The organism is Burkholderia sp. MSMB1835 (genome assembly GCF_001526365.1).
GTDB lineage: Bacteria > Pseudomonadota > Gammaproteobacteria > Burkholderiales > Burkholderiaceae > Burkholderia.
Window position 1 is genome coordinate 208999 of the sequence record NZ_LOYP01000018.1, and the last position, 16327, is coordinate 225325.

Genomic DNA, 16327 nt, shown 5'->3' on the forward strand with positions numbered 1-16327 from the left:
CACCGTAAGCCGTGTTTTCGCCACAAAGCTTACGCCCCCAGTCGGTTCCCCAAATCAAGTGATAAGGGTGCAAATTGACAAGAAAATCCGTGACGCCGATTCTGCCGCGCTCATTTTGATCAGGGCGCCGGCCGGGTATGGAAAGACGACTGCGATGCTGCAATATCATGCGCGCCTGCAGTCCGAGGGCATCGCCAGCTGCTGGCTGAACTTGAGTAGCGCCGATAATGATGTCGGGCGCTTTTTTTCCTGTCTCGAATTGGCATTCAACGGCCTGACCGGAGGGGCGCGCGCGCCCGTGCAAAGCTTTGAAAACTCCACTGTAACGGGGCAAGGAGACGGTCTGGATGTGCTTTATCGCATCAGCGCACTGTCGACCCCATTCGTGCTGTTCATGGATGATTTCGAAGTGGTTCAGAATCCGGTCATACTTGACATGGTGCGCCGGATGATTGACTGCTTGCCGCCACATGGACGATTGGTCATCGGGTCGCGCCATGTTCCGGATATCAGTTTGGGCCGTTTGCGTGCCCATGGGCGCCTGCTCGAGATCGGTTTCCAGAATCTGCGCTTTTCCCTGGATGAGACTGCGGACCTCATGACGAGCAAGCACCATCTGGGACTCAGCGGCAGCGACATCGTCAACCTGCAACGATCTACGGAGGGCTGGGCGGCAGCCCTCCATCTTGCGACGCTTGCGCTGGCTTCGCGCGACAATCGCTCAGGACTGGTTGCCGGACTGTCGGGGTCCAACTCGGACATCGCCGATTACCTGGTGGAAGATGTCCTGGCCCGCCAGCCCGACGAAGTTCGCCATTTTCTTTTGAAGACCAGCGTTTTGAGCGAGTTGTGCGCATCGCTATGCAGTGCTGTTACCGGTCTGGCGGATTGCAGCGGAATGCTTGAATACCTGAAACGCGCCAATCTCTTTCTGGAGCCACTCGATAGCGAGGGCAACTGGTACCGCTATCACAGTCTTTTTGCCGGCTTTCTACGTACTCAGTTGGTGCGTGATTTTCCCTTGGATGTAACGGAATTGCACATCGCTGCGTCGAATTGGTACCTGATGCAGGATCGGCCGGTCCCGGCAATCGAACATGCGCTTGCTTCCGGGAATATGGCATGCAGTCTGCCATTGTTGACAGAACATGCAGATCACCTGTTGCTGGAAGGGCGCTTCCGACTGTTGGCAAGATGGTTGGGCGCGCTACCGCCGCATACCTTAGAGGCCTATCCAAAACTGGGACATGTTTATGCATGGGCGATGGTCTCGATCCACCGTTGCAAAGAAGCCATGGAACTGCTGGATAACATGGCATCAGAACGCGCGCCAGCTGTTGATTTGCAGACGTGGGCATCGACCGCCGCCTTGCGCGGGTATTCCTTAGCGATGATGGATCGTATCGCGGAATGTTACGAAGTGTGCCGCACTGATCTGCCGAAGATGCCTCTTGAACCAAGCTTCGCTTACGGTGTGATGGCGAATACCGCTGCGTATTGCTATGTGATGGCTAACAAGTATGATGATGCCCGGCAGATTCTCGATACTGCCAATCGATTACATGCTCAGGCTGGCAACAGCTTCAACATGGCCATCACTGAGTGTGTTCACGGCGTCATGGAAATGGGGCAAGGCCGCTTGCGCGACGCTACCGTACGTCTTCGCGGTGCGTTTGCGAGTGTCTCCAGAAACCGTTTGCGTGTAGTCGGGGGAGGGGCGATCGCCGGCGTCTTCTTGGCCACAGCCCTGTATGAGGGCGACGAATTGACGGAAGCGGAACAATTGCTTGGCGACTGCATGCCTCTGATCAAGGAAGTCGGGACGCCGGATGCACTCATTCTTGCGCATGTCATTCTTGCTCGCATTGCTTGCGCACATGGCAATCAGAACCGCGCCTTGCAGTTGCTGGTAGAACTGGAGCATCTGGGTCATAGGGCGGCGCTGCCTCGACTCGTCGCCAACGCTTGGCTTGAACGTGCCCGCCTAGCCGTTCTGGCGAGCGACTTGGTTGCTGCGCAAACCTATCTGCAGCAAGCTGACAATGAGGATGTCTGGAAGATTTCCGAGCGTTTCTCGACCAGTGCCAATGATGTCGATACCCTGCATGTCGGTCGTTTGAGAATGATGATCGGAAGCGGCCGAGAGAACGAAGCGCTGCCGCTGCTCAAGGATCAATTGAGACGGGCGGAGAGAGACCAGCGCCACCGCCGCGCTTTGAAGATACGCATATTATTGGCGCAAGCTCTTCATGGTGCGGGTCAGCAAAGGGCCGGTATGCGCACGCTCGCGGATGCCTTGAAATTCGCACATAAGGAAGGATTTTTCCGGACTTTGCTTGATGAAGGTGCGCCGATCGTGCGCCTTCTGAAAGAATATCGTGGATTGACGGCCGATCGTGACACTGCTCCATTGGACGTGCCCACTGCATTTCTCGATCGTTTACTGTCCGACAGCGGGCAGGCCTCTGGTCAACTGGAGTCGGCTTCTTCAACCCTTGATACCGTCCCAGCGGAAGAACTCTCGGACCGTGAGATTCAAGTCTTGAAAATGCTGGCACAAGGCCACTCAAACCAATTGATGGCCGAAAGGCTGTTTATTTCTGTCAACACCATCAAGACCCATTTGCGAAAGATTAATGCAAAACTGGGCGTCCACAATCGCACGCAAGCCATCACTGCCGCACGACGATTAGGGCTGATTCAATAAGGTCACCCGAGGCGTGATTGCATCGTGCCATCCACACTATGTGCGAACAAGGACTCCCCTTGGCGGCAAGGTTCACGCGGACGGTACGCCGCTGCCGGTACTGGCGCCGGGTAACGGCCGCGTGAAGACAGGACGTCTGCGGATTTATATGTGAGATGACCGATGCCGCGGGGGTGTCCGCGCCTTTCGACGAATGGCTCGCGCGATGCCCGTTCTCGATGCGCTTCGCCGTGGTTATAACCTCGCCGCCATCGCCTACACTGGCGGCACGACCGGCATGTATGGGTCATGCCAACTTGGTTTCTTCGGTGATGGGGCACCTTTCCTTTTCGGGCTGCACGACGAATGCAAATGAATCGTTATTCGCGCAGCACGGTGTTTCACGTTCTCGGTGGATTGGCAATCGCTCACGCAGCGAGCGGATTTGTGCACGATGCATCCCTCGCACTTGGGGAGTTGCATCTTCTACCTGAGTGGAAACCTTAGACGCCTAGGATCTTTCGATATTTCGGGACGAGCATATGGCTGGCCTTCGCCATGCGGCTGAATGCGGCGGAACGCACTACACCCACGACCGGTAGGTGGAGTACGCCATTTCGGCTGCCGAGTGTGATCGCCATCATCGGATTTCCGGTCTGTGGTTTATGGGTCTTGAGCCGACGCGGTTGACGGGGGTTCGCCAATACTGCCCGAATGTTATGGCTCGCATTCTTGACCTGAGCGGCGATGTGCCAGGCCATCTTGTTCTCGTCGAGATCGGTGATGTCGCCGAGTGCGAAGACCCGATCCATACCGATGACGCGTAGATCCGATCCGACACGGATGCGGCCGGCCGAGTTCAGCGTCGAGGCGAAGTGGGGTTTCATATACCCCGTGTTGGGCTTTCCTCCGACGCACCAAATCAGCAAGTCGTACGGAATTCGCCGCCCTTTCTCGGTCAATGCTTCGCCGGCGGGTGCGAATACATCCGAGCTGGCTCCGTCAGCTCGGTGCAGCCGCTCGTTGAGCAGAATCTGCACGCCATTCTTTTGCAAAACTTTGGCGGCATGTTCAGCCGCCGTTTTTGACGTACCGGCGAGGAGGCGGGGACCACCTTCGAGAATGGTTATGGATTTGTCGGAATAATTTTCACTGATCTCGCCGGCGACCTCGACGCCGATCGGGCCGCCCCCCGCGATGAGAATCCGTTTCGATACGTGGATTCGTTGCTGGTAATTGCTGTAGAAGGCTTTTCGTTCACTGGCGGTGGCGCCATCGACCGCGCGCATCAACGAGCTCGAGAACGCGCTTCCAGTCGCCAGTACGGTCACTTGCCCCCTGACTACTTGGCGTTGTCCGTCCAGAAGGTCGACGAGTCCCCCTTCCTGGCGCATCTCAATCAGCGAACCGCGGATGTGCTTCACGCGGGGCAGTGCGTCGGCGAACGGGATGATGGCCCGTTCTGCGAACTCGGGCTTGACAAGATTTCGTGGAGCCGCCATCGGAACTTCGAAATAGTCGTTCGGATCGACGAGCGTGACGTCGAACGATCGCGACAGGGCCTTGGCAAGAGAGGCGCCTGCAATACCGCCTCCGTAGATTACGATTTGAGAATTGGGAAGGAGTTTGGACATGATTCGATCCGTGAAAAGTCGTTGTTGCTCGAGAGCGTCTTGGGGTTAGGCTGCGTCGCGTGAAAGGAAGCGCGTGACTTGTTTGCTGTCTCTGCCGCGCGCGAGCTTCATCGCCTCGTTGAGCCAAAGCACCGGAAGAAAGCTGCCGCCCATCTTGAGATGACCTGCGACGAAAGCGCGTTGCAAGTCTGTTTCGTCACTGCTCGTCAATGCGCGCAGTGCCTCCTTCGCCGATGACCAGGTCTGTGTCAGATCAGGAACCTCGGATTGGCTGCGCGAAAAGGAAAGGTACCCGTCACGCAAAATCAATTGGCCGCCGCCACCTTGTAACGTCGTGACAGTCACGACGAACGACCCGGACGTCAGCATTTCTTGCAGGCGCGGCAGGCGCGTCGCGGACCGATGGATAAGGGACGGCGTCATCGATAACAGCAGACGGACGGCGATACCGGCGATAGTCGACGGAATGTGACGGATTACTGCGTTGCGCAGACTATCGGCACGCGACGACGAGCGACGATGGTGAGTGGCACGCATTGCGCTTTGATTAGACGGATTCATGATTTAGCTCCACGCACGGTATCGATAATGGATCGGCAATCGGCCGGCAACGCATCACCGCGCCAACAGACATGTTGGTCAGGACGCACGAGCACCCATTTGCGCTCCAGCATGCGCATCAGATGCGGTTCTTCGATATGCACGACGACGAGCGGTAGCCCTGCAGCTTTTGCTGCCGCCTTAATGGGGCTTGCATCGCAATCTGCGTTGTCGGCGACCAGCAGCGTATATCCGGTTGGGTCAAGACGATCGAAGAGTGCCATGCCGTTTGCCAGGAAGCCGCTGGGCAGTCGAGCGCCAGGCCAGGTGCTCGGGAGATACTCAATTTCAGGATAGGCAGGTGCGGGCGAACCATCGGAGCAAATCACGGGCGATCCGGCATAGCGATATCCGATTTCAATCCCCAGTGCTTCATACAGCCGCGAGATTCGCGTCTCCAGCATGCGACCGAGTTCCCGGCGTTGCGCGTCGCCCTTGGACGAAGCATCGAACACGGCGTCCTTGTCAGGAAACTGAGCTTCGAAGCAAGCGGCGGCACATTTCATCACATGATCGCGATTGCGACGGGCGATGGCGATCCGCTCGCTCTCGTAGCTTGGCAAGAGGCGGTCGCCGCCCCAGCCTTTGAGCATGGCTGCCACTTTCCAGGCGAGGTTATGGGCTTCGGCTACGCCAGTGTTCATCCCGAGCCCGCCCGTGGGCATGTACTGGTGAGTCGCGTCTCCGGCCATCCACACACGGTCGTCGCCGAACCGTTCGGCTACCAAGAACTGCGGTCGCCACGGCCCACTCTGCACGACTTCGAACGGCAAAGTTACGCCCAAGGCGCTCGTAACGATCGCCTCCAGTGATTCGCCTTCTCGTGGCGGATAGGTGAGATGGAGTACCCAATCGCTCTTGCTCGCATCCGGAGATACGAGCAGCCCCGTGAAACCGGGACGCGAAAGCCAGGTGTGCCAGTAGGGTTGGTTGTTGGGGTAAAGCGATTTGACGGCGTCAGACCGAAAGTGAATGATGTACAACTCGCCGATCAGGTCTCGCGTGCCGTCATATTCGATTCCCAGCGTCCGTCTGACCAGACTGTTGGGGCCATCGCAGCCGATAAGGTACTGCGCGCGTAACCGTTCGACATGTCCGTCTTCTGTCCGCCGAGCAGTCGCCACTACACCATCGGCATTCTGCTGGAACTCTTCGACCTTCCAGCCGAGTCGGATATCGATATTGGGATCGGCGACACTCGCCTCGAGCAGGACAGGCTCAAGGTACATTTGCGAGATCCGTTGCATGGATTCGAGCGGCAAGGTGCCATCGGTGCAAGCCGCGATCTGCTTTCGGCCCTCAGCTACCGGGGGATAGAACAGGTGACGATCGCACAGCACGCCGTACCAGGGACCGTTTGCCGTTGCGGCATAGGCTGCGTATTGGTTTGCGTTCACTGGATTACCGGCAGCTCTGATTTTGTCTGCGAGCCCCAGCTGGCGAAATATCTCCATTGAGCGGCAATTGACGACGTCAAGCTTGGGATGACGAGTTGTCGTTGTTCGATCGTTCAAAACGACGGAGGAAATGCCTTGCTGACTAAGACTTAAGGCGAGGGTCATGCCAATAGGGCCAGCCCCAACAATCAAGACGGGCGTAGTAGTCATCAAGGTCTCCTAATAATTAAATGTTGCCCGGATCGCGGGCCGACTAGCTCGATGGACCCAGCAATCCGCGACGTTTGTCGTTGTTTGAAATATGTGGCCGTTGATCGACCGACTTACTCGACTAAAAAGAACAAGTCGGAAGCAATGCGTTAGGGCAGCTCGGCCAAGGGCGGTAATTCTGCAGTGGCGTGACGTCGAGCTGTTTCGTTGTCGACCCCCAGGCTCCGCAGAACAAGTTCAGCAGTATCCGAACCTGCATCGCGCCAAGTGCGATGACCATCGAGGACAAGAACGATAGAGGCCAGTGCTGAACCCGCAATAACCGCCATGGCCGAGTGAAGTTGCTCGGGCCGGAAGTTATAGCGTTGCTGCTCCAGTCCAGCGACCACGTCGCGCATCGTCGGCCCCGTCCACAACCCCTGCAGCGTGTCATCGCTAAAGGCAAAACGGCTGAGAAACCGCCCCCAGTGGGGTTCCTCGTGAGCTCGACGGATGAAGTACCGAATGCCGTTTGCCAGACGTTGGGCGGGATCGGTAATACCTACGAAGCTTGCAACGACACGCTCGTGCATTTCCTCCGCCATCTGGGCCGCTACAGTCTCGAACAGCGCCTCCGGGGACGGGACGTGGTTGTAGACCGTTCCGCGAGCGATTCCGGCAGCTTGAGCCAGTTCGCTAATGCTTACCTGGGTCTCGCCTTTCTGTGCGAAGAGTTCGAATGCGGCCCGATGGATGCGGGAAATGATCGGCAGATTAGGCTCCATGGCTGATTCCTTCGTTTGATGTCCACAATTGAACACCACTGTTCAAAGCCGGTCAACCTCCCGGCCTAGTGATTTACACTAATATTCCTATGTGAACATAATTGTTCATAATTGGACTAAAGTGTTCTGCTTGGCGATGCTTTTTGGGGACACATTACCCATCTCCTCATTGATTGCCATGACTACGCTGCTCACCGCCCAACCGGCTCGCCACCCGAATCCGATCGCCAAGGCCACCTCGCTGGCCTATTTGATCTTCGAGCGACAAGATCTCGATTAGGCCGAACGCTTCCTTCTCGACTTCGGACTAGAGCGCAACTTTAGTTCGTCGGACTGACACGGACATCGGTCCCCCGCTTGCCCATATGAAATTGTCATGCTAGTTTTTCATGAAATTTCAAGGCGAAATTTTCACGGGAGCCCGCATGTTCGTGCAGTCCGACCGTCACGTCGCAAGCTACTACGCCGGTACCTATCCGGCGCCGATCCCGCATCGGCCGGCGCTGGACGAACGCATCGACGCCGACGTGCTGGTCGTGGGCGCGGGCTTCAGCGGCCTGCATACGGCGCTGCGGCTCGCGCTTGCCGGCAAGCGCGTCGTCATGCTCGAAGCCAGCCGCGTCGCATGGGCCGCATCGGGCCGCAACGGCGGACAGGCGCTGCTCGGCTGGTCGTGCGACATGCAGCCGCTCGAGGATGCGCTCGGCCGCGACGGCGCGCGCCTGCTGTGGGACAGCATGCGCTGGGCGGCGGCCGAGGTGCGCGAACTGCCGCCGCGGCACGGTTTCGACATCGACTACCGGCCCGGCAGCCTGTGGGCCGCGGTGCGGCCGCGGCGCGTCGCGATGCTGGCGCAGGCGCGCGACGAGGCGGCCGAGCGGTGGGGCTACGACCGGCTGCGCGTGATCGGGCGTGACGAGATGCCTGAGTGGATCGGCGGCACGCGCTATCTCGCCGCGCTCCACGATCCGGAGGCCGGCCACCTGAACCCGCTGAAGCTCGCGCTCGGCCTCGCGCGGACGATCGAGCGCGCGGGCGGCCGCATCTTTGAACGGAGCCGCGTGCTCGACTGTCGCGAGACGGCGGGCGGCCACGTCGCCCGCACGGCGTGCGGCGAAGTACGCGCGGACGTGCTGGTGCTCGCCTGCAATGCGTACGTCGACCGGCTCGACCGCGACCTCGCGCGCCGGCTGCTGCCGGTCGGCACGTACCAGGTCGCGACGGCGCCGCTCGCGCCCGACGTCGCGCGTGCGCTGCTGCCGCGCAACAGCTGCGTGATCGACAACCAGTTCGTGCCCGACTATTTCCGCCTGAGCCCCGACAACCGGCTACTGTTCGGCGGCGGCTGCACGTATCTCGGCGGCATCCCGGCCGATATCGCGGCGGCGACGCGCCCGCACCTCGAACGCGTGTTCCCGCAACTCGCCGGCGTGCCGCTCGACTACGCGTGGGGCGGTCACATCGACATCAGCATGCGCCGCACGCCGGACATCGGCCGCCACGGGCAGCGCTTCTGGCTGCAGGGTTTTTCGGGGCACGGCGTGCTGCCGACGCTCGCCGGCGCGCGCGCGGTGGCCGACGCCGTGCTCGGCGACGCCCGCCTGCTCGCGCAGTATCAGCGCATCCGCAACCCGCGCTTTCCGGGCGGCGACCGGCTGGCCGCACCGCTCGAAGCGATCGGCAAAGCCTGGTACCGTCTGCGCGATACCGTTTGATTGCACCGGAATCCATCATGAACGAACAGGAAGAGATAGAAAGTCTGGCGATCCTGATCCGCGACCTGCGCAAGCATCGCAAGGTCACGCTGAACGATCTCGCCGAACGGATCGGCCGCTCGGTCGGCTTTCTGTCGCAGGTCGAGCGCGGGCTGTCGCGTCCGACGGTCGCGGATCTCACCGCGATCGGCGAGGCGCTCGGTGTGCCGACCACGTATTTCTACAGCCTGAGCAAGCCGCGCAGCGTGCCGTGGGTCACGCGGCCCGACGAACGCCGCACCGTGTATTACGCGGCCGGCATTACCGACATCCTCGTGTCGCCGAACATGCGTTCGCGCTTCTCGATCCTCGAAAGCCATCTCGCGCCGGGCGCGAGCAGCGGCGAGCGGCCGGTCGACGACAGCGACGAGCAGGGCGGCTTCGTGCTCGAAGGAGAACTGACGATCTGGATCGACGGCGACGACACGCCGGTCACGCTCGGCCCGAACGATGCGTTTCAGCTTCCCGCGCACAAGCGCTTCCGGTATGCGAACCTGACCGACGCGCCGACCCGCGTGATCTGGGTGTTCACCTGACTGGCCGGCGCGGCCGGCGGTGTCGGAGGCCGCCGCGCCACGCCGCCTGTTTGCAGTACTGATCGACATGCAGTGTGCGTTGCACGCGCCGCATGAATCCGGTTCGCCGCGCTGCGGCGCCGCCATACGAGACATGGAAAGGATGAGACATGGCTGACGTCGTTCCCGCGCTGGTCGGTGAAGTCCGCGCATTCAGGCAGGCGCATCCCGAGATCCGTTATGTCGACCTGATCTGCCTCGATCTCCCCGGGCATTTCTACGGCAAGCGCTATCCGATCGATGCGCTCGAGAAAATCGCGTCGGGCGCGCTGCTGAAGCTGCCGCAGAACTGCGTGCTGCTCGGCACGCAGGGCGGCCTCTACAAGATCGGCGACTACTGCTTCAACGACGGCGATCCCGATGCGCCGCGCCGCCTGATTCCGGGCACGCTGAAGCCGGTGCGCTGGGAGCGGCAGCCGCTCGCGCAGATGCTGATCAGTTCCGACGGCACCGATTCCCCGATCGAATTCGAGCCGCGCGAGGTGCTCGCGCGCGTGCTGCGGCGGTTCGCGGCGCGCGGCATCCGGCCGGTCGTCGCATTCGAGCTCGAGTTCTACCTGTTTGCCGCGCAGCTCGAGCAAGGCATGCCGCAGTATCCGCGCGACCGCCTGAGCGACGATCGCGACGATCAGCCGAACATGCATATCGAACGCCTGTCGCGCTTCTCCGACGTGCTGCACGAGATGGTCGACGCCGCGCGCGAGCAGGGCGTCGATGCGACGGTGATCACCGCGGAGCTCGGCCCCGGCCAGTTCGAGATCAATTTCGGGCATACCGACGACGCGCTGCGCGCGGCCGACTGGTCGGCGCTGTTCTGCCGCAGCACGCGCGGCGTCGCGTTGCGGCATGGCTATCGCGCGAGCTTCATGGGCAAGCCGTACCTGCACGCGCCGGGCAGCGGGATGCACGTGCACGTGAGCCTGTACGACGAGGCGGGGCGCAACCTGCTGGCGGCGGACGGACAGCGGCCGCTGCGGCATGCGGTGGCCGGCTGCCTCGCGCTGCTGCCGCATTGCATGCCCGTGTTCGCGCCGAATCACAATGCGTTCCGGCGCTACGGGTCGATGGTGAACGCGGCGAGCCGCGCGAGCTGGGGTTTCGAGGATCGCGACGCGTGCATCCGGGTTCCCGAGTCGGATGCACGCAATCTGCGGATCGAGCACCGGCTCGCGAGCGCGGATGCGAACCCGTACCTGGTGCTTGCGGCGATCCTCAGCGGGATGGAGTACGGGCTCGATGCGCGGCTCGAGCCGATCGCACCGCTCAACGAGGATCGCGGCAGCGGCATCGATTTTCCGAAGGAGATGCTGTCGTCGGTCGCCGCGATGCAGGATCATCCGGCCGTGAACGACGGGCTCGGCAGCGAGTTCGTGATGGTGTACTGCGAGAACAAGCGGCAGGAGGAACTGGATTTCCGCAACGAGATCGGGGCGCGGGAGTATCGGTGGTTTCTGTGAGTGCCGCGCATGGCGACGAAGCCGGTCAAGGCAGTGCGCGCCAGTAGCGCACTTCTTCGATCGGCGTACCGTCGATCTCGAAGATCTTGACGTCGTCTTCGGAGACGAAGCCCTCGCGTTCATAGAATGCTCTTGCACGACGGTTTTCGACGAGTACCCAGAGCGATACCCATGCGTGGCCCGCGGCGTGCAGCGAGCGGCATGCGTGCTCGACCAGCGCCGCGCCGATGCCTCGCCCGCAATGCGACGGATGCAGATAGATCGCTTCGATTTCACCCCACGCGCGATCCTTGTCGGCGTCGCGCGTCGGACCATAGGCGATCCAGCCTGCCGCGTCGTCGCCCGTGAACGCGAGCGCGACACGCGGGCGACCGGCGTCGAGCGCGCCGCGCCACAAGGTCGTGCGTTTCTCGACCGAGAGACCGGCGAGGAACGGGGCCGGCATGATACCCGGGTAGGTGGCCTGCCATGACGCGACGTGGATGTCGGCGATGGTCGGTGCGTCGGCGGATGTGGCCGCGCGGATGTCGATCGTCGTCGTGTTCGGTGTCATGCGTGCCCCGTGCGATCGGTTGCGGTATGCCGTGTGACTGCCCGGCCTTACTCGCCGAGCTTCGACGTCACGCACCCGGTGCTCGAGCATTCGCGCTCACGCTCGCGCAGGAACGACAGCCGCGACTGCGTCATGTCGTTCGCGCACTGGATATCGACGAGGTAGCTGCTGCCGCGCGTCTCGCTGCACTGCGCGTCGCGTTGTTTCAGCCACGCGAGCTGGCCGGCCTTCAGCGTCGCCTGTTGATCGCCGCTCAGTTGCTTGCGCAGGCGGCCGTATTCGTCGTTGAGATCGCGGTCGGACTGCGCGAACTGCGTGCTCGTGCAATACACCTGGTCGAACGCGCTGCGCGGCTTCCCGCAGCCGGCCGCGTGCGCGGCGAACGGAACGGCGAGCGCGAGCAATGCGCAGGATGCGAGCAGATTCTTCTTCTTCATGGTGATGCTCCTGGCTGGGTGAAAACCGTCGAATCCGACGGGCGATGATGTCGTTTATTCGGGTGTCGTACATGCGTCGATGCCGCCGGCGATCGCGGCGGACAGGCGCTGGATCGTCTCGCGCCGCGCGAGCCGCGCTTCTTCGTCCGGATTGACGATCACGCCGGCTTCGACGAGCACGGCCGGAATCGGCGCGGTACGCAGCACGACGAGATCGTCGAAGCGGTGGATGCCGAGCGACGGATCGATCAGCGGGCGGTTCTCGCCGCGGATCGGCTGCGCGTGATACAGCGAAGGCCGTTCGCCGGCCGCGACCAGCCGCTCGGCGATCGCCTTCGCGCAACGCAGGCTCTGCGCATAGTGCGGATTGCGCGCCGACACGAACACCGAGAAGCCGCGGAATTCGCGCTGCCGGCCCGCGTCGATGAACTGCTGCTGCATCGAGTCGTGATGGATCGACACGAACAGGTTCGCATCGGGCGCCTGCGTCGAACGCTGATCGAGCGCGATCTCGCGACCGTCGGCCGACGTGCGCAGCACGCGGTCGCCATGCGCGGCGAGTGTGTCGGCGACCGCGCCGGACAGGTCGAGGTTGTACAGGTATTCGACGCGGCCGCTCGCGCCGGTAGAGCCCGGATGCGCCGGCGTATGGCCGGTGTCGACGACGATATAGCGTCCGGTCGCGGGCCCGGTCACGGGCGTGCCGGCGGTATCGGCCGCGTGCAGCGCCGGCGGTGCGCCGAGCAGCGGGGCGCACGCGAGCACGCGGGCGGCGGCGCGCACGAGCGGGCGAAGGCGTCGGAGGGTTCGATGCGTCATTGTTGTTGTCGAGGCGGGCGTACGGCGCGTCGATCGGCGCGCCACCGTCGGCCTGCTCAATGCAGTCGGAATGTCGCGCGATTATAGCGGGTGGTGGGGGCGCTGCAATGACGAAACGGCCGTTGTCGCACCGGCCGAAAGCGGAGGCTCAGCCAGCCGCGCCGGGGCTGCGGGCATGGCGTCACGGGTGTCGCGCGCATGCCGGGATGGCTCGCGCGCAGCGTAAGGCCGGCGGCGCGCCGCTCAGTGCGGCAGCGCTTCGGCTTCGGCCCAGCGCTTGAACGAATCGAGACGCCGGCGCGTCTGCACGAGATAGAACGCGCCGATCAGCGGTTCGAGCAGCCAGCGCAGCCAGGACGGCTGCGCTCGGAAGTGGTACGTGAACTTCACCTCGGTCGATCCGGGCGTGTGCTCGGTGAAGTTCCAACTGCCGCTGAAGCGTTCGAGCACCTTCGGCCCTTCGACCATTTCGACGGCGGCGACCTGCGGCGGACGGTACGAGATGTAGCGCGACACCATCGTCGCGCCCGACTGGCTGCGGCAGAACGCGTCGACGCCGACATCGGCGGTCGTTCCGTCGAGCAGATACGCATCGATGAGGAAGTTGTCCCACACGAGCCGGCGTCCGTAATCCTGCGACCACGTGAACAGGCGCCTGCGATCGACCCCGACGGTCCGGCTGACTGAGATCCTCATGAGGGCGGGCGCCGGCGGCGCGGATTGGGATGCGATCGAGTGTACTGCGCCAAAAACACGTGTTTCGTCAGACTTCGTCAAGTCGAGCGTGTGCTCGAATACGCTCGGTTGACGCATCTCGGGAATTACCCTAGGATTCATTTCAACCCTTCGGGACAGACCCGGAGCGTTTCAATCTCTTGAGGGAGCCTCATGAGTACGCAACAGAACCGGCGCTTCGACGCGCTCGTTTTCATCGGTCGTTTCCAGCCTCCGCATCGTGGTCACCTGAACGTGCTGAAGTCGGCACTGAGCCGGGCCGAGCGCGTGTGCGTGCTGATCGGGTCGACCGACAAGCCCCGCACCATCAAGGATCCGTTCTCGTTCGACGAGCGCCGCCAGATGCTGGCTTCGCTGCTCGACGCGTCCGAGCGCGATCGCGTGACGATCGCACCGCTGCAGGATTCGACTTACAACGACGGCGACTGGGTGCGCTGGGTGCAGGAGGCCGTCGCGTCCACGCTCGGCGATATCGCGCAGCGCAAGGTCGGGCTGATCGGCCACGAGAAGGACGCCACGTCGTATTACCTGCGGATGTTCCCGCAATGGGAACTCGTCGACGTCGACGCGACGGAAGACATTTCCGCCACCGAAATCCGCGACCAGTATTTCGCCGAACGAACCAACAGCTTCGTGCAGTGGGCCGTGCCGGAGCCGGTGTTCGGCTGGCTCGAGCGTTTCCGTACGCAGCCGGAATTCGCGCAACTGAAGTCGGAAGCGGAATTCATCGCCGCGTACCGCAAGGCCTGGGCCGCCGCGCCGTATCCCGTCACGTTCGTGACGGTCGACGCGGTGGTCGTGCACTCCGGACATATCCTGCTCGTGCGCCGCCGCAGCGAACCGGGCCGCGGCCTGTGGGCGTTGCCGGGCGGATTCGTGAACCAGGACGAGCGGCTCGATGCCGCATGCATCCGCGAGCTGCGCGAGGAAACCGGCCTCAAGCTGCCGGAGCCCGTGTTGCGCGGCTCGATCAAGGATCGCCAGGTATTCGATCACCCGACGCGTTCGCTGCGTGGCCGCACGATCACGCATGCGTGCCTGTTCAACTTTCCGACCGGCGAGCTGCCGCGCGTGAAGGGCAGCGACGATGCCGACAAGGCGCGCTGGGTTCCGCTCAACGAATTCGCGCAGATGCGCAACGTGATGTTCGAGGATCACTTCGACATCGCGTATCACTTCCTGGGGAAGCTGTGACGCGCTGATTCCCCGCATTCGGTCCGCCGCGACAGACGCGGCGGCACTTCAACGGCCTAGAGGAGCTCTAGCCATGCAAAACGATCCCGGCGGCTTTGCCGCGGTTCTCTCCAATCCGATTCTCAATACGGATTCGTACAAGGCTTCCCACTTCCTGCAATATCCGCCGGACGCATCGGCGATGTTCTCGTACGTCGAATCGCGCGGCGGCCGTTACGACCGCACGCTGTTCTTCGGCCTCCAGATGCTGCTGAAGGAATATCTGTGCAAGCCGGTCACGCACGCGATGATCGACGATGCGCGCGATTTCTTCGCCGTGCACGGCGAGCCGTTCGACGAAGCAGGATGGCGCCATATCGTCGAGCACTACGACGGCTACCTGCCGGTAAAGATCCGCGCGGTGCCGGAGGGTTCGATCGTGCCGGTGCACAACGTGCTGATGACGGTCGAGTGCGAGGATCCGCAGGTGTTCTGGCTCGCGTCGTATCTCGAGACGATGTTGTTGCGCATCTGGTATCCGGTGACGGTGGCGACCCGCAGCTGGCATTTGCGCCAAACGATTCGCCGCTTCCTCGAAAAGACCGACGACGATCTCGCGCAACTGCCGTTCAAGCTGCACGACTTCGGCGCGCGCGGCGTGTCGAGCGCGGAATCGGCCGCGATCGGCGGCGCCGCGCACCTCGTGAGCTTCATGGGTTCGGACACGGTGCTCGGCGTGCTGGCCGCGAACCGCTTCTATCGCGAGCCGATGGCCGCCTATTCGGTGCCGGCGGCCGAGCACAGCACGATCACGTCGTGGGGGCGCGAAGGCGAGGCCGATGCGTACCGCAACATGATCGGCCGCTTCGGATTGCCGGGTGCGATCGTATCGGTCGTGTCGGACTCCTACGATCTGTTCGCCGCGCTCGATCTGTGGGGCGGCGAACTTCGGCAGGCGGTGATCGATTCGGGCGCGACGCTCGTCGTGCGACCCGATTCCGGCGACCCGGTGACGATCGTGCTGCAGACGGTGCGGGCGCTCGATGCGTCGTTCGGGTCGACCGTGAACGGCAAGGGGCGGCGCGTGCTGAACCGCGTGCGCGTGATCCAGGGCGACGGCGTCGACGAGCGGTCGATCGAAGCGATTCTCGTCGCGCTCGACGAGGCGGGTTACGCGGCCGGCAACGTCGTATTCGGCATGGGCGGCGCGTTGTTGCAGCGCGTGAACCGCGATACGCAGCGCTTTGCGATGAAGTGTTCGGCCATCCGGCGCGGCGGCGTGTGGCACGACGTCCGCAAGGATCCGGTCACCGATCAGGGCAAGCGCTCGAAGCCGGGGCGGCTCACGCTGCTGCGCAATCGCCGCACCGGCGAGTATCGGACGGTGACGCTGCCGGTCGCGTGGGACGATCGTGCGCTGGAAGGCGAATGGGACGAGGCGCTCGAGACGGTGTTCGACACCGGGCGTTTGCTCGTCGATACGTCGTTCGCCGAGGTGCGGGCGAGGGCGCACGCGGGGGAGGCGTGACGCAG

The 16327-nt window shown here is 62.5% G+C and carries 14 protein-coding genes; 6 read left to right on the forward strand and 8 right to left on the reverse strand.

Going from position 1 to position 16327, the window contains the following annotated elements; genetic code table 11:
• Positions 1 to 67: 67 nt before the first annotated feature.
• A complete protein-coding gene (locus tag WS96_RS34775) occupies positions 68 to 2707 on the forward strand; it encodes a LuxR C-terminal-related transcriptional regulator (RefSeq protein ID WP_179949929.1) in 2640 nt (879 codons plus the stop codon).
• Positions 2708 to 3189: 482 nt separating this feature from the next.
• Here WS96_RS34775 and WS96_RS08780 read toward each other — a convergent pair whose 3' ends face one another.
• The 4 genes from WS96_RS08780 to WS96_RS08795 all read right to left on the reverse strand — a co-directional run bounded on the left by WS96_RS08780 (position 3190) and on the right by WS96_RS08795 (position 7291).
• A complete protein-coding gene (locus tag WS96_RS08780) occupies positions 3190 to 4320 on the reverse strand; it encodes an NAD(P)/FAD-dependent oxidoreductase (protein ID WP_059831920.1) in 1131 nt (376 codons plus the stop codon).
• Positions 4321 to 4365: 45 nt separating this feature from the next.
• On the reverse strand, positions 4366 to 4881 hold the full coding sequence (locus tag WS96_RS08785; protein ID WP_156443612.1) for a hypothetical protein: 516 nt from the start codon (positions 4879 to 4881) through the stop codon (positions 4366 to 4368).
• Entirely contained in the window at positions 4878 to 6527 is a 1650-nt protein-coding gene (locus tag WS96_RS08790) for an FAD-dependent monooxygenase (RefSeq protein ID WP_059831924.1), read from the reverse strand. Before WS96_RS08790 ends, WS96_RS08785 begins: the two co-directional genes overlap by 4 nt.
• A gap of 149 nt (positions 6528 to 6676) precedes the next feature.
• Positions 6677 to 7291 carry a TetR/AcrR family transcriptional regulator gene (locus tag WS96_RS08795; protein ID WP_059831925.1) on the reverse strand — a complete coding sequence of 205 codons (615 nt, stop codon included), beginning with the start codon at positions 7289 to 7291 and terminating at the stop codon, positions 6677 to 6679.
• Positions 7292 to 7716: 425 nt separating this feature from the next.
• Here WS96_RS08795 and WS96_RS08800 point away from each other — a divergent pair, with 425 nt between their 5' ends.
• The 3 genes from WS96_RS08800 to WS96_RS08810 all read left to right on the forward strand — a co-directional run bounded on the left by WS96_RS08800 (position 7717) and on the right by WS96_RS08810 (position 11077).
• Positions 7717 to 9006, forward strand: a complete 1290-nt coding sequence (locus WS96_RS08800) for an NAD(P)/FAD-dependent oxidoreductase (protein ID WP_059831927.1) — start codon at positions 7717 to 7719, stop codon at positions 9004 to 9006.
• Positions 9007 to 9023: 17 nt separating this feature from the next.
• Complete coding sequence (locus WS96_RS08805) at positions 9024 to 9581, forward strand: helix-turn-helix domain-containing protein (protein WP_021163465.1); 558 nt, start codon at positions 9024 to 9026, stop codon at positions 9579 to 9581.
• 149 nt (positions 9582 to 9730) lie between these two features.
• Entirely contained in the window at positions 9731 to 11077 is a 1347-nt protein-coding gene (locus tag WS96_RS08810; protein ID WP_059831929.1) for a glutamine synthetase family protein, read from the forward strand.
• A 25-nt stretch (positions 11078 to 11102) separates the two neighbouring features.
• Here the strand turns inward: WS96_RS08810 and WS96_RS08815 are convergent, their stop codons facing one another.
• The 4 genes from WS96_RS08815 to WS96_RS08830 form a co-directional block, all read right to left on the reverse strand.
• The gene (locus WS96_RS08815; protein WP_059831931.1) at positions 11103 to 11630 is read right to left on the reverse strand and encodes a GNAT family N-acetyltransferase; all 528 of its coding nucleotides are present in this window, start codon (positions 11628 to 11630) and stop codon (positions 11103 to 11105) included.
• A gap of 47 nt (positions 11631 to 11677) precedes the next feature.
• Positions 11678 to 12067 (reverse strand): lysozyme inhibitor LprI family protein, encoded by a 390-nt coding sequence (locus WS96_RS08820; RefSeq protein WP_059831933.1) that lies wholly within the window; start codon positions 12065 to 12067, stop codon positions 11678 to 11680.
• Positions 12068 to 12121: 54 nt separating this feature from the next.
• Complete coding sequence (locus WS96_RS08825) at positions 12122 to 12886, reverse strand: N-acetylmuramoyl-L-alanine amidase family protein (RefSeq protein WP_059831934.1); 765 nt, start codon at positions 12884 to 12886, stop codon at positions 12122 to 12124.
• Positions 12887 to 13129: 243 nt separating this feature from the next.
• On the reverse strand, positions 13130 to 13582 hold the full coding sequence (locus WS96_RS08830; RefSeq protein ID WP_059831936.1) for a type II toxin-antitoxin system RatA family toxin: 453 nt from the start codon (positions 13580 to 13582) through the stop codon (positions 13130 to 13132).
• Between the two features lie 192 nt (positions 13583 to 13774).
• On the opposite strand from WS96_RS08830, the gene WS96_RS08835 reads away from it, so the two are divergent.
• On the forward strand, positions 13775 to 14815 hold the full coding sequence (locus WS96_RS08835; RefSeq protein ID WP_059793393.1) for a bifunctional nicotinamide-nucleotide adenylyltransferase/Nudix hydroxylase: 1041 nt from the start codon (positions 13775 to 13777) through the stop codon (positions 14813 to 14815).
• A gap of 73 nt (positions 14816 to 14888) precedes the next feature.
• On the forward strand, positions 14889 to 16322 hold the full coding sequence (locus WS96_RS08840) for a nicotinate phosphoribosyltransferase (protein ID WP_059831937.1): 1434 nt from the start codon (positions 14889 to 14891) through the stop codon (positions 16320 to 16322).
• The last annotated feature ends 5 nt before the right edge of the window (positions 16323 to 16327 follow it).

Bases quoted from the DNA above. Each gene is read 5' to 3' on its own strand.
- WS96_RS08795 (WP_059831925.1), bottom strand. From the start codon at position 7,291: ATGGAGCCTAATCTGCCGATCATTTCCCGCATCCATCGGGCCGCATTC.
- WS96_RS08815 (WP_059831931.1), bottom strand. From the start codon at position 11,630: ATGACACCGAACACGACGACGATCGACATCCGCGCGGCCACATCCGCC.
- WS96_RS08830 (WP_059831936.1), bottom strand. From the start codon at position 13,582: ATGAGGATCTCAGTCAGCCGGACCGTCGGGGTCGATCGCAGGCGCCTG.
- WS96_RS08780 (WP_059831920.1), bottom strand. From the start codon at position 4,320: ATGTCCAAACTCCTTCCCAATTCTCAAATCGTAATCTACGGAGGCGGT.
- WS96_RS08785 (WP_156443612.1), bottom strand. From the start codon at position 4,881: ATGAATCCGTCTAATCAAAGCGCAATGCGTGCCACTCACCATCGTCGC.
- WS96_RS08810 (WP_059831929.1), top strand. From the start codon at position 9,731: ATGGCTGACGTCGTTCCCGCGCTGGTCGGTGAAGTCCGCGCATTCAGG.
- WS96_RS08800 (WP_059831927.1), top strand. From the start codon at position 7,717: ATGTTCGTGCAGTCCGACCGTCACGTCGCAAGCTACTACGCCGGTACC.
- WS96_RS08820 (WP_059831933.1), bottom strand. From the start codon at position 12,067: ATGAAGAAGAAGAATCTGCTCGCATCCTGCGCATTGCTCGCGCTCGCC.
- WS96_RS08835 (WP_059793393.1), top strand. From the start codon at position 13,775: ATGAGTACGCAACAGAACCGGCGCTTCGACGCGCTCGTTTTCATCGGT.
- WS96_RS08825 (WP_059831934.1), bottom strand. From the start codon at position 12,886: ATGACGCATCGAACCCTCCGACGCCTTCGCCCGCTCGTGCGCGCCGCC.
- WS96_RS08790 (WP_059831924.1), bottom strand. From the start codon at position 6,527: ATGACTACTACGCCCGTCTTGATTGTTGGGGCTGGCCCTATTGGCATG.
- WS96_RS08840 (WP_059831937.1), top strand. From the start codon at position 14,889: ATGCAAAACGATCCCGGCGGCTTTGCCGCGGTTCTCTCCAATCCGATT.
- WS96_RS08805 (WP_021163465.1), top strand. From the start codon at position 9,024: ATGAACGAACAGGAAGAGATAGAAAGTCTGGCGATCCTGATCCGCGAC.